The sequence below is a fragment of the Pseudomonas sp. MONT-RG-20F-20-E-7-02 genome, from assembly GCF_022662395.1.
GTDB lineage: Bacteria > Pseudomonadota > Gammaproteobacteria > Pseudomonadales > Pseudomonadaceae > Aquipseudomonas.
In genome coordinates, this window is the sequence record NZ_JAKNQN010000001.1 from 1,043,762 (window position 1) to 1,056,214 (window position 12,453).

General features: G+C 60.6%; 14 protein-coding genes. 5 read left to right on the top strand and 9 right to left on the bottom strand.

Translation table 11 applies throughout. The features are described 5' to 3' along the window. Positions 1-3 precede the first annotated feature (3 nt). On the bottom strand, positions 4-525 hold the full coding sequence (locus L8I05_RS04765; RefSeq protein WP_242167369.1) for a DUF3087 domain-containing protein: 522 nt from the start codon (positions 523-525) through the stop codon (positions 4-6). Between the two features lie 127 nt (positions 526-652). Between L8I05_RS04765 and L8I05_RS04770 the strand changes: the two genes are divergently transcribed. Both L8I05_RS04770 and L8I05_RS04775 read left to right on the top strand, forming a co-directional pair. Then, the gene (locus L8I05_RS04770; RefSeq protein WP_174245638.1) at positions 653-829 is read left to right on the top strand and encodes a hypothetical protein; all 177 of its coding nucleotides are present in this window, start codon (positions 653-655) and stop codon (positions 827-829) included. 14 nt (positions 830-843) lie between these two features. Continuing rightward, complete coding sequence (locus tag L8I05_RS04775; RefSeq protein ID WP_242167370.1) at positions 844-1,044, top strand: DUF6021 family protein; 201 nt, start codon at positions 844-846, stop codon at positions 1,042-1,044. 46 nt (positions 1,045-1,090) lie between these two features. On the opposite strand, the gene L8I05_RS04780 is transcribed toward L8I05_RS04775, so the two are convergent. Further along, positions 1,091-1,327, bottom strand: coding sequence for a DUF6555 family protein (locus L8I05_RS04780; protein WP_159957556.1), 237 nt, complete (start codon positions 1,325-1,327; stop codon positions 1,091-1,093). Positions 1,328-1,447: 120 nt separating this feature from the next. Here L8I05_RS04780 and L8I05_RS04785 point away from each other — a divergent pair, with 120 nt between their 5' ends. The 3 genes from L8I05_RS04785 to L8I05_RS04795 all read left to right on the top strand — a co-directional run bounded on the left by L8I05_RS04785 (position 1,448) and on the right by L8I05_RS04795 (position 3,548). Further along, the gene (locus tag L8I05_RS04785; protein ID WP_242167371.1) at positions 1,448-2,281 is read left to right on the top strand and encodes an arylamine N-acetyltransferase; all 834 of its coding nucleotides are present in this window, start codon (positions 1,448-1,450) and stop codon (positions 2,279-2,281) included. A gap of 124 nt (positions 2,282-2,405) precedes the next feature. Further along, the gene (locus tag L8I05_RS04790) at positions 2,406-3,158 is read left to right on the top strand and encodes an outer membrane beta-barrel protein (protein ID WP_242167372.1); all 753 of its coding nucleotides are present in this window, start codon (positions 2,406-2,408) and stop codon (positions 3,156-3,158) included. A 144-nt stretch (positions 3,159-3,302) separates the two neighbouring features. Continuing rightward, positions 3,303-3,548 carry a hypothetical protein gene (locus L8I05_RS04795; RefSeq protein ID WP_242167373.1) on the top strand — a complete coding sequence of 82 codons (246 nt, stop codon included), beginning with the start codon at positions 3,303-3,305 and terminating at the stop codon, positions 3,546-3,548. On the opposite strand, the gene L8I05_RS04800 is transcribed toward L8I05_RS04795, so the two are convergent. The 7 genes from L8I05_RS04800 to nuoK all read right to left on the bottom strand — a co-directional run bounded on the left by L8I05_RS04800 (position 3,540) and on the right by nuoK (position 12,453). After that, on the bottom strand, positions 3,540-3,854 hold the full coding sequence (locus L8I05_RS04800; RefSeq protein ID WP_177019227.1) for a transcriptional regulator: 315 nt from the start codon (positions 3,852-3,854) through the stop codon (positions 3,540-3,542). The genes L8I05_RS04795 and L8I05_RS04800 overlap by 9 nt on opposite strands. Then, positions 3,844-4,194: a toxin gene (locus tag L8I05_RS04805; protein WP_242167374.1), complete on the bottom strand. Its 351-nt coding sequence runs from the start codon at positions 4,192-4,194 to the stop codon at positions 3,844-3,846. Before L8I05_RS04805 ends, L8I05_RS04800 begins: the two co-directional genes overlap by 11 nt. 233 nt (positions 4,195-4,427) lie before the next feature. Beyond that, a complete protein-coding gene (locus tag L8I05_RS04810; protein ID WP_242167375.1) occupies positions 4,428-6,023 on the bottom strand; it encodes a gamma-glutamyltransferase family protein in 1,596 nt (531 codons plus the stop codon). A gap of 1,218 nt (positions 6,024-7,241) precedes the next feature. Then, a complete protein-coding gene (nuoN, locus tag L8I05_RS04815) occupies positions 7,242-8,705 on the bottom strand; it encodes an NADH-quinone oxidoreductase subunit NuoN (protein WP_106579876.1) in 1,464 nt (487 codons plus the stop codon). 7 nt (positions 8,706-8,712) lie between these two features. Then, positions 8,713-10,245 carry an NADH-quinone oxidoreductase subunit M gene (nuoM, locus tag L8I05_RS04820; RefSeq protein ID WP_159957544.1) on the bottom strand — a complete coding sequence of 511 codons (1,533 nt, stop codon included), beginning with the start codon at positions 10,243-10,245 and terminating at the stop codon, positions 8,713-8,715. A gap of 49 nt (positions 10,246-10,294) precedes the next feature. Continuing rightward, positions 10,295-12,148, bottom strand: a complete 1,854-nt coding sequence (nuoL, locus tag L8I05_RS04825) for an NADH-quinone oxidoreductase subunit L (RefSeq protein ID WP_159957542.1) — start codon at positions 12,146-12,148, stop codon at positions 10,295-10,297. Next, positions 12,145-12,453: an NADH-quinone oxidoreductase subunit NuoK gene (nuoK, locus tag L8I05_RS04830; RefSeq protein WP_003174727.1), complete on the bottom strand. Its 309-nt coding sequence runs from the start codon at positions 12,451-12,453 to the stop codon at positions 12,145-12,147. Before nuoK ends, nuoL begins: the two co-directional genes overlap by 4 nt.

The following is a 12,453-nucleotide window of genomic DNA, read 5'->3' on the forward strand; positions in this document are numbered from 1 at the left end:
AGGTCAGGCTTTTTTTACATGTTCAAGCCAGGCGGGGTCGAGGCGGGTTTGCTCGGTGTCGATCCCCAACGTCTGCATCTTCTCTTTGTGCGCCTCAATCTCGCCAACCAATTGCGCCTGGGCGCTGGAGTTGGCGTCCAGCTCATGCATCTGCGTAAGGCCCAAATGGTAGAAGCGCAGCAGCTTGATCGCCGTCGGGTCGTTGGCCTGCACGCGTTCGGTGACGGTGTGCATCACGTTGGTCACGCTCATCAGGCTGCGCTTGAGCTGCCAGCCATACACCGCCGGCGCGAACCATGGCTGGGTCCAAAAGGGCCCTCGCACCAGGGCGATGGTGATCAAGACACCGGCAAACACGCCGCCGACATTGAAGCGAAAGTTGTCCCCGCCGGGTTCGCCGAACAGCATCACTGCCAGGCTCGACAGCAGCATTGCCAGGGCCACGAACAGCACGGCGATGATCAGGGTGCTGCGGCGCGTCTGTTGGCGGAAAGTCACGGGGTCGCAGGGTTTGAGCTCGAACATCCGGGTCAGGTCTCAAGAAGGGCGGGGTGGCATCTTCGCATGCTTTGCGCAATCAAGTTGAACGATGGCTTGCGGCGCTTTCTCTAAACCTGTGTAGGCCAGCCAATCCCCCGTGAGGTGAACCATCATGCCCGAATACAAGCAACCGCCGCCGGGTACGCCCGACCCTGACCGCACACCCGGAGAAGAGGAGCGCGACAACGATGCGTTACGCCCCAACGACCCGGCGGAGCGTCAGGATGATGAGGTGGAGCAGGTTGAGGAAGACCTGGAAACCCTGCACGACAAAGCCCGCCCGCTGTAACTGAGGAGAGCACTGTGAGTAATCCACCGAAAGGCCCGCGTTCAGGCGAACATGCCAGCGGCAAGGATGAACTGGGCTTCGACCCGGATTCCCCCGATGTAGCCGACCCGCAAGTCGACCCCATCGGCCCGGCTATCGCGCCGCTGGATCGGAAAGATAAAGATGAAGCCAAAAAAAAGCCGCCCTACGATCCGTTGGGCGACTTGAAGAAGTAACGCAAACCCCGCCACTGTGCGGGGTTTGTGCTTAGTTAGGGGCTGCTTATTTGGGCGCGATCCAGGTGACGTCGGTAATGCCGAACTTTTCCGCCCAGGGCCGGGTGGTTTTCTTCACCTGTTCATGACCCACACGCCCAATGCGGCTGACGTGGGCGATGTCGGCATCGACCGCCGCCCAATGCCAGGCTTCGGCGTTGTTCATCACTTCGGCGCGCACCACAAAGGACTTCGGTTGACCGTGCAGCTGATAGTTGATGGTGTAGATTTTTGCGGTACTCATGTTGCCTCCCTGTCTTGTTATAGATGGATAGGCGAGCGTTCAAAAAGGTTCAGTCAAAATGACAAGTCGCCTGCTTGCGCTGCATAGTGATGCCTTCGTCACGCGCCCAAGGATCGCGCCATGCCCCGTTTGACTCATTGCCAGCTCTACCTGCAACGCCTGGGCTACGATTCGCCGCCACCGCCCACCTTGCAAACCTTGCAGGAACTGCAACTGCGCCATGTGTGCACGTTTGCCTTTGAGAGCCTGTCGACATTGCTGCGCACGCCGGTGCCGATCGACCTGCCCAGCATCGAGCAAAAGGTGTTGCTCGACGGGCGTGGCGGGTATTGCTTCGAGCTGAACCACCTGTTTCTGGCCTTGCTGCAGGACTTGGGTTTCGACGCGCGCGGCCTTACCGGCTGGGTGGTGATGGGCGGGCCGCCGGACGCGCGCACCGGGCGTACCCATCGCCTGAGCCTGGTGACGCTGGAGGGCGTGCGCTACGTCACCGACGTCGGCTTTGGCGGCATGGTGCCGAGCAGCCCGTTGCAGCTGGACACCGATGCGACCCAGGCCACCGCCCATGAGCCGTATCGGCTGACGTTCAATGACGGCGCCTACACGCTGTGGGCACAAGTCGGTGAGGAATGGCGGGGCTTGTATGTGTTCGACCTGCAGACACAGGCGGATATCGACTATGAAATCGGCAACTGGTACGTGTCGACGCACCCGGCTTCGGTGTTTGTCGGTCAGTTGAAGGCGGCGCTGTTGGCAGTGGGTAAACGCCATACGTTGAATAACGCCAACTACGCCGTCCATTACCTGGACCGGCCCAGTGAAAAGCGCGCCATCGAGAGTGCCGATGAGCTGCTGACGTTATTGCAGGCGACCTTCGGCATTCGCTTGCCGGCACATCCGCAATTACGCGAGATAGTTGATGGCTTAATAATGGCGAATTCCAAAGAAGGTTGAGATAGAGCCTGCGCTGAACCGTTTTTCCTCCAAGTCGACGCAAATTAATTCGAACTTTCCGCAAAAGCCGAGGTTCGAAGCGGTTCCTGAATAATTTGCTCACCAGACAAGGAGATGTAGAACGATGTCCAAGCTATTCGGAAAATTCCTCAAAGGTTCCTCGCTGCTGGCGCTGGTCGCTGCGCCTGCCGTGGTGTTCGCTGCACCGTCCACCGGGCCGATTTCCGTACTCGGCCTGCAGGGCAGCTACAACGACTTCAAACTTGAAGGCGGTAGCGAAAGCGACAAGGACCACATGCCCGAAGCGGGCCTGTTCTATAACTTCGGCAACAAGCTCACGGCTGAATCCGGCTTTATCTACCAGGCTGGTATCGAAGCCAAGTACGGCGAAAAGAGCAGCAACAAACTCAAGGAAGGCCAGGCTGACCTGGACCTCGGCTGGCGTGCCGCGCTGGACGCGCGCAACTTTGTCGACGTGATTGTGGGCGGTGGCTACAGCTGGACCCGCTACGAGCCGGACACCAACGACTACGACGTCAAGCTCACCAACAAGTCGCCGTTCGCCAAGGCTGCCCTGGGTTACAACCACCAATTCGATGACATGACCCTGCGCGTCGAAGCCGGTGCCCGTCGCACCATCGACGGCCGCGCCAAGCTCAAGGTGGACGGCGTTGGCAGCGACACCGTGGACCTCAAGGACCGCACCAACCCGTACGCGGAAGTCAGCCTGCTGATGAACCAGAAGGGCGACCTGCCGGTGATGGCGGGCCTGTACTACACCCGTACCGAATACAAGCTTGACGAAGACTCTGAAGTCGCCGACAACACCAAGCTCAAGCGTGACGAGTACGGCTTCAAGGTCGGTATCGCGTTCTAAGCGCGACCCGGGATGCGGGGTGGCCAACGCCCCGCATTCGACTGACCGATCAAGCCTACTTTGTGTCCCCCAAAACCCTCAACGCCGCGCCATCGCTGCCTTAGTGTGGAAACCGCTTCCACATCATAAGAAAAGAGGGTGGCCATGCGCCGCATCGCATTACTGTTGGCTGTGCTGGGCCTGCTGACAGCCTGTGACAACCCACCAAAACCTCACTCCGAACGCGCTGCTGCGATCACCGCCATGCCTGCCGACCCGGCACTGGCCCGTGCGCCAGATATGGGTGGGGCAAGGATTGCCCGACGGCCAGACATTTGCCGATATGCTTGGCGGGCGATAAAACAGCATAAAAAAGCCCCGAACCTGTCGGGGCTTGGTCCATCAACCTAATGCGGCGAGTTGCGCCACGGTTTCCGGAAACCGCGCCACCAGGCGAATCAAGGTGGTGGCCTGGGCGTTCGGCTTGGCGCGACCTTGCTCCCAGTTTTCCAGGGTGCGCAGGTTGGTGCGCAGGTACATGGCGAACACCGATCGCGACAGGTTGAGCTGTTGGCGCACGGCCACCACCTCTTCGGCGGTCAGCGGGGCCAGGTTGTTGAGCTGGACCTTGTGGGTGCGCAGGGTGACTTTGCCTTGGCGCTCGTCGGCCAGGGCGTCGAAGCCCTCGACCAGTTCGGAAAAGATTTCACGTTTCATGTTGTGTTCTCGCTTTGATTTCCCTGTCCAGCAGGTGTTTCAGGGCTTTTTTGTGATGGGGGGCCAGGTCGTCCTGTTCGTGCTTGCCGTACAGGGTGAACAGCCAGAATTGCGTGCCGCCCGACCACCAGTAATAAATGACCCGCAGGCCACCGCGTTTGCCTTTGTTGCGTCGCTCATCAACGAAGCGAACCTTGCGTAGCCCACCGGTTCCTTCGATGACATCGCCCGCTTCCGGGTTTCTCATCAGCTCCTGTTGAAAGCCTTGGAAAAGCTCGTCGCTCAGATAGTCCTTGCGATGCCGTTCGAAGGCCGGCAGTTCGATAAATAGAGCATCCATGTTCTGTACGTAGCCTGCGTATAGTTTGCTGGCCCACGCGCACTGGGTCAAGTGACCTGGCTGTGGGAACTTTCCTAAAACGCAGACACCATACGGCGGCCTTCAGCGGGTAGATGCCGGACGCGGCGGCAGAGGAAAGAGGAATTTTCCGTGATTGGAAGAGGATAAAAGCATTGCAAGCGCGCAGAGCCCTGTCGGTCGACAGGGCTCTGGCGGGGGAAGGGCGAAGGGCTTCAGTAGGCGGCTATCAAACCGTCTTTGCGCGGGTCGGTTCCGCCCACATAGCCATGCTGGGTGCGCTGGATGATCTGCGCGCCACCAAACGCGAACACGCCGCTTTGGTCTTCAACCTGGATGGTGTGGCCTTTGGCGCGCAGTGCCTGCGCCACCTGTTGATCGAACGCGCGCTCCACGCACACCTCAAGGCCCGCCTCGACCCGCCAGCGGGGCGCATTGGCGGCGGCTTGCGGGTTCTGTTTGTAACGCAGGATGCGCAGCATCATCTGCAGGTGCCCTTGCGCCTGCATCGGCCCGCCCATCAAGCCGAATGCCATCAATGGCGTACCGTCGGCATTCATGACGAAGCCTGGGATGATGGTATGAAACGGCCGCTTGCGCGGCGCGACGGTATTTACGTGGTCAGGGTCAAGCGTGAACGCCGCCCCACGGTTTTGCAGACTGATACCGGTGCCCGGCACCACCACGCCTGAGCCGAACCCCATGTAGTTGGACTGGATGAACGACACCATCATGCCGCTTTCGTCCGCTGTCGACAGGCACACCGTACCGCCTGCCTTGGGTGAGCCGTGGCCGGGGTTGGCCGCCTGCTCATTGACCAGTGCGGCACGTTCGCGCAAATAGGCCGGGTCGAGTAAACGCTCGGGGTCGAGGCGCATATGGTTGCTGTCGGTGACATGATGCTGCAGATCGGCCAGCGCCAGTTTCATCGCCTCCAGCACCGGGTGCAGGGTTTCGACGCTGTCGACCGGATGTTCGCCAACGCCTAGCGCTTCAAGCATGCTCAGCCCGGCCAGTGTGGCGATGCCTTGGCCGTTGGGCGGCAACTCGTGAACCACAGCGCCGGCGTAGGGCACCGACATCGTCTGCGTCCACTCGACGCTGTGATGGGCCAGGTCATCAAGGGTCATGACACTGCCGTTGGCCTGCGCATGGGCAATGATGGCCTGCGCCAGCTCGCCACGGTAGAAGGCTTCGCCCTGGGTCTCGGCGATGCTCTTGAGGGTTTTTGCGTGGTCTTTGAGCCACACTTTCTCACCCGCCACAGGGGCTTTGCCACCGGGTAGAAAACACTCTGCAAAGCCCGGTTGGTCCTTCAGTTTTTCAGCGCCCAGGCGCCACAATTCACCGATGATAGGCGTGACCTGATAACCGTCTTGCGCATAGGCAATCGCAGGTTCTGCCAGTGTGGCGAAGGGCAATTTACCGTAGCGTTCGGACAGCGCCACCCAGGCCGACACCGCCCCCGGCACGGTCACTGAGCCCCAGCCGCGCTGCGGCATTTCGGCTTGCCCGGCGAAATGCTCGGGCGTCCAGCCTTCAGGCGAGTGGCCGGAAGCGTTCAGGCCTTGCAGTTTTTCCCCGTCCCAGACGATGGCAAACGCGTCACTGCCAATGCCGCAGCCCGTGGGTTCGACCACCGTCAGCACCATGGCCGCGGCGATGGCAGCGTCGACCGCATTGCCGCCTTTGCGCAGTATTTCCAGGCCAGCCTGAGCGGCCAGGGGCTGGGAGCAGGCGACCATGTTGCTGCCCATAACGGGCGAGCGCGCGGACGGATAGGGTTGGCTGTAATCCAGGTCATCAAACATGAGTGGCTCTCTTTCGGCAGTCGTCAATTTTTGGGGTCCAGGGCGTCACGCAGACCGTCCCCCCAACGTGCGCCTCTTTTGCGTGCGCTTGGGGGGGGGTAAATCGGCTTAAATGTGGGAGCTGGCTTGCTCGCGAAAGCTCTGTGTCAGTCGCCGGAGGTCTTGGGTCTGAGTACATATCCATTTCTGCGGTAACGGCTACTTAGGGTTCCGCCCTTACGGCGGGTCACTTTTTGAGGGACCAAAAAGGTAACCAAAAAGTCCTCGCCCCACCACTCGACACCTCGCCTAGGCTCGGTGTGCCCTCACTCCGGCTTGAATCCGTGGGCCGCCGCAATGGGCCATCCCTGGCCCAGTGCGGCTAACCCGGCGTCCTGCCGGGTTACCCACGGATTCAAGCCTGCGTTCGGCCAGCGTGGTTGATGGGGCGATCCCAGATCAAGATCAAGATCAAAAGCACGGCGGCCTAGTAGCCGACCTGAGTGGTACAAGCAAAAGCACAGCAAAAGCATAACTACCTGATGTACTGAGATCCAAAATGTGGGAGCGGGCTTGCTCGCGAATGCGGTGGGTCAGTGACACATGAGCTGGCTGATACACCGCATTCGCGAGCAAGCCCGCTCCCACAATTAGACCGAGTTCGGCCGCCAGACTTCTGTGCTCTGCTTTTCTGTGGGAGCTGGCTTGCCTGCGATGCAGGCACCTCGGTGTATCAGGCAGAACCAGTTGATGCCATCGCAGGCAAGCCAGCTCCCACATTTGATTGAGTTTAGCTTCAATGAACAGGTCGGCTGCCAGGCCGCCTAGGCCTTGCTTTTGATCCAACCACTCAGGTCGGCTACTAGGCCGCCGTGCTGTAGATTTTGATCTTGATTTTGATCTTAGGCGCCCCGTTAAACCACGCTGGCCGAACGCAGGCTTTGGAGCGGGGGTAAACCGGCAGGACGCCGGGTTAGCCGCGCTGGGCCAAGGATGGCCCATCGCGGCGGCCCCCGCTCCAAAGCCGGAGTGAGGGCACACCGAGCCTAGGCGAGGTGCCGAGTGGTGGGGCAAGAGCCCTTTTGGTTACTTTTGGGGCTCTTTTCCAAAAGTGACCCGCTGTAAGAGCGGAACCGATCTCAGCCATCACCCAAATATCGGATATGTACCAAGAGCCCCAGACACCTGCAAAAACGGCGCCCAAAGGCGCCGTTCTTTTTACTGCATATTGCTAAGCGATCAAACCCCCAGTACCGCGTGCTGCACCAGGGTGAGCAACGGCTGTGGGTACACGCCCAAGAAGAACGCGAGCAGGGCGATCGCCAGCAGCATCACGCCACCGGCTTTCTGTTCCCAGTGCAGCTCGGCATCCACACGGCGCAGGTTTGGCTCGATCAGGTACAGGGTGACCATCACACGCAGGTAGTAGAACACGCCGATGGCGCTACCCAGCACGAGGGAGGCAACCAACCACCATTCGTGAGCTTCAACACCGGTCGCAACGATGTAGAACTTACCGATAAAGCCTGCAGTCAGCGGGATACCCGCCAGGGACAGCATCATCACGGTCAGTACGGCAGTCAGGTACGGACGGCGCCAGAACAGGCCGCGGTATTCGTACAGGGCGTCAGCGTCACGGCCTTTGAACGGCGAGGACATCAGCGTGATCACGCCGAACGCGCCAAGGCTGGTGATCACGTAGGTGACCAGGTACACGCCCATCGCTTCCACCGCCAGGCCTTTGCTCGCCACCAGCGCGATCAGCAGGTAGCCGAAGTGCGCGATGGAGGAGTAACCGAGCAGACGCTTGAGGTTGTTCTGGGTCAGGGCCAGCAGGTTACCGAACAGGATCGACGCAATGGCGATCACGGTCAGCACGTTGCTCAGCACGCCGGTGTTGGCGGCAGGCGAGATCTGGAACAGACGCACCATCACCGCAAACACGGCAACCTTCGACGCCGTGGCCAAAAACGCCGCCACCGGCGCCGGGGCGCCTTCGTAGACGTCCGGGGTCCACAGGTGGAACGGCACCAGGGAGAGCTTGAACGCCAGGCCGATCAGCATCATGGCCAGGCCCAGTTGGGCAATTGGCGCAGGCATGCTGGTGGTTGCCAGGGCGTGACCGATACCGGTGAAGCTCAGGCTGCCGGCTTCTGCGTAGAGCAGGGCCATACCGAACAACAGGAACGCGGAACCGGCGGCCGACAGCACCATGTACTTGATGCCGGCTTCCAGGGAGCGCTTGTTGAAGAAGGCATACGCCACCAGGCCGTAGGTCGGGATCGACAGCAGTTCCAGGCCGATGAACAAGCCGGCCAGGTGCTGTGCGCTGACCAGCACGATGCCACCGGCCGCAGCCAGCAGGATCAGCAGGTACAGCTCTTCCTTGTTGCCCGGGTAGCCCGTGCCGCCTTCGCCGAGGTAGGCGTGGGCGAGGGTGACGCAGGCCAGGGTGGCGACCAGGATCAACGCGATGTACAGCAGCGCGAAGTCATCGATCATCATCAGCGGGGTCACGGCCAGTGGCGCGACCTTGAGGGCTGGAATGATCGACAGCAGGGCCAGGTTCAAACCGGCACAGGACAGCAGGAACGTTTGCGAGTGATTGCGGCGCCAGGCGATCGCCAGCATCACCACCACGATGGTGAGGCTGGTGATCAGCAGCGGCGCAAGCGCGATAAAGTGTTGGATCGTGAATTCCATAGCGCTCTTACCGTGCCGAAGCGAGTTGAGTGAAGGCGGTGCTGAACCACTGCTGCACGCCATGCATCGTCGCGGCAGAAGTGTCCAGGAACGGTTGCGGGTACACGCCGATGTAGATCAGCAGTACCGCAAGGCCGAGCACCATGATCAGTTCGCGAGCATCCATCCCTTGCAGGACGGTGTCGGACTTGGCCGGGCCGAAGTAGGCGCGGTGGATCATGATCAGCGAGTAAACCGAACCAAACACCAGGCCGGATGTAGCAATGGCGCTGATCCACGGCGTGTGCACGAACGAACCCATCAGGATCAGGAACTCGCCGATGAAGTTGCCGGTGCCCGGCAAGCCCAGGGACGCCGCAGCGAAGAACAGGCTGATCGCCGGCAGGTAAGCGATGCGCGACCACACGCCACCCATTTCACGCATGTCACGGGTGTGCAGGCGCTCGTACAGCTGACCACTGAGGATAAACAGTGCGGCTGCTGAAACACCGTGGGCCAACATCTGGATCACGGCGCCTTGCAACGCCAGTTGGCTGCCGGAGTAGATGCCGATCAGTACGAAACCCATGTGGGAAACGGACGAGAACGCGATCAGACGCTTGATGTCGGTTTGTGCGAAGGCCAGGAACGCACCGTAGAAGATCCCGATCAGACCCAGGGTCATGGCGATCGGCGCGAACTCGGCCGAGGCATTCGGGAACAGCGGCAGGGCGAAACGCAGCAGGCCGTAAGCAGCGGTCTTCAACAGGATACCGGCCAGGTCCACGGAGCCTGCGGTCGGCGCCTGGGCGTGAGCGTCAGGCAGCCAGGAGTGGAACGGCACCACCGGCAGCTTCACCGCGAAGGCGATGAAGAAGCCGAGCATCAGGATGTACTCGGTGGTCAGCGACATCTTGGTTTTCAACAGGTCGGCGTAGTTGAAGGTAATCACGCCGGTGTTGTTGAAGTTGACCAGTACCAGACCCAGGATCGCCACCAACATGATCAGGCCGGAAGCCTGGGTGAAGATGAAGAACTTGGTCGCCGCGTAGATCCGGGTTTTCTTGCCGTCCGAAGAACTGTGACCCCAGAGCGCGATGAGGAAGTACATCGGCACCAGCATCATTTCCCAGAAGAAGAAGAACATGAACAGGTCGAGGGCGAGGAACACGCCGACAACACCGCCCAGGATCCACATCAGGTTCAGGTGGAAGAAGCCCACGTGGCGCTGAATTTCTTTCCAGGAGCAGAGTACCGAAAGGATACCCAGCAGGCCGGTCAGCAGGATCATCAACAGCGACAGGCCGTCGAGGGCCAGGTGCACGTTGATGCCGAAGCGCTGGATCCACACGTGCTTGAATTCAAGCGCGAAGGTTGGATCGACACCCGGTGCCGGAGCGAATGAATAGTCACCGTGGGCCCACAGCCAGAGGCCGAGCGCGAGTTCCAGGGACATGGTCAGCAACGCAATCCAGCGGGGGAGGGTGGCGCCGAAGCGTTCACCCATCCAGCAGAGCAGGCCGCCGATAAAGGGGATCAGGATTAGCCAGGGCAGAATCATGACGGGCTCGTTTCCTTTCGCAAGTTCGCAAAGTTCGCAATGTACATAGTTACACCGCCACGACGACGATGGCGCCGATCACCAGCACGGCACCAACGGCCATGGAGGCGGCGTACCAACGCAATTGGCCAGTCTCGCTGCGGCTCAGGGCGGTGTGACCGGCCTTGGCGGCGCGCGGGATCAAACCGATGGTCTGGTCGAGCGGGTCTTTGCGCAGTACATGGCTGATCGCAAGGTAAGGCTTGACGAACAGTTTGTCGTAGATCCAGTCGAAGCCCCAGGCGGCGAACCACCAGGCCGACAGGAAGCGGCCGATGCCACTGTTGGCAACAGCGGTAACGAAGCGACGCTTGCCGAGGAACAGCAGGGCTGCCAGCAGGATACCGGCCAGGGCGATGGCGCCCGAGGCGATTTCCAGGCTGTGCTTGGCGGCGCCGCCGGCATGGCCAGCGCTTTCCGGCAGTACGCCGGCCAGTGGCGGGGTGATCATGGCGCCGATGAAGGTCGACAGGATGATCAGCACCGACAGTGGCAACCAGTGGGAGATGCCGTGGCCTGCGTGTGCTTCGGTCTTGGCTTCACCGTGGAAGGTGATGAAGATCAGGCGGAAGGTATACAGCGAGGTCATGAAGGCACCGACCAGGCCTGCGTACAGCAGGTTCTGGTTACCGCTGGCAAAGGCTTCCCAGAGGATTTCGTCTTTCGAGTAGAAACCTGCGGTCACCAGCGGCAGGGCAGCCAGGGCGGCACCACCGACGATGAAGCTGGCGTAGGCCAACGGCAGTTTCTTCCACAGGCCGCCCATCTTGAAGATGTTCTGCTCGTGGTGGCAGGCAACGATTACCGCACCGGAAGCGAGGAACAACAGGGCCTTGAAGAAGGCGTGGGTCATCAGGTGGAAGATCGCCGCGTCCCAGGCGCCGACGCCCAGGGCCAGGAACATGTAGCCGATCTGGCTCATGGTCGAGTAGGCGAGGATCCGCTTGATGTCGGTTTGCACCAGCGCGGCAAAACCGGCCAGTACCAGGGTTACGCCGCCGACCAGGCCGACCAGGTGCAGGATTTCCGGCGCCAGGGTGAACAGGCCGTGGGTACGCGCGATCAGGTAGACACCCGCCGTTACCATGGTTGCCGCGTGAATCAGTGCGGAAACCGGCGTAGGGCCGGCCATCGCATCCGCCAGCCAGGTTTGCAGTGGCAGTTGCGCGGATTTACCCACGGCGCCGCCCAGCAGCATTAGGGTTGCAAGGGTGATCCAGAAGTCGCCGACCTGGAATTTCTGCGGTGCCAGCACCAGCAGTTCCTGGATGTTCAGCGTGCCCACTTGTTGGAACAGGATGAACAGGCCGATGGCCATGAACACGTCGCCGATCCGGGTAACGATGAAGGCCTTGAGTGCCGCGTTGCCGTTGTTGCGGTTGCTGTAGTAGAAACCGATCAACAGGTACGAGCACAGGCCCACGCCTTCCCAGCCGAAGTACAGGAACAACAGGTTATCGCCCAATACCAGGAACAGCATGCTGGCGATAAACAGGTTGGTGTACGAGAAGAAGCGCGAGTAACCGGCTTCACCGCGCATGTACCAGGACGCGAACAGGTGGATCAGGAAGCCCACACCGACCACCACGCCGAGCATGGTGATCGACAGGCCGTCGACGTAGAGGGCGAAGTTCGGCTTGAAGCCGTCCACCGACATCCACTGCCACAGCACCAGGGTGTAGTGGCCGCCTTCCGGCGGCGCCACGTTGAATTGCCAGATGACGTAGGCGGCGACGATCGCCGACAGGCCAATGGAACCCACACCGATCAGGGCAGACAGGTTTTCCGACCAGCGTCCACGGGAGAACGACAGCAGCAGGAAACCGATCAGGGGAAATACGAAAGTCAGAAAGATCATGTTCATCCGCGCATCTCACTGGCAGCGTCGATATCAAGCGTGTGGAAGCGACGATACAGTTGCAGCAGGATCGCCAGGCCAATACTGGCTTCGGCGGCTGCCAGGCTGATCACCAGGATGAACATGACTTGTCCATCCGGCTGGCCCCAACGTGCACCTGCAACGATGAACGCCAGTGCTGCAGCGTTCATCATGATTTCCAGGCTCATCAACACGAACAGAATGTTACGGCGAACCATCAGGCCGACTAGGCCAAGGCAGAACAGGATGCCGGCGACCGCCAGACCATGCTCCAAAGGGATAGCAGGCAT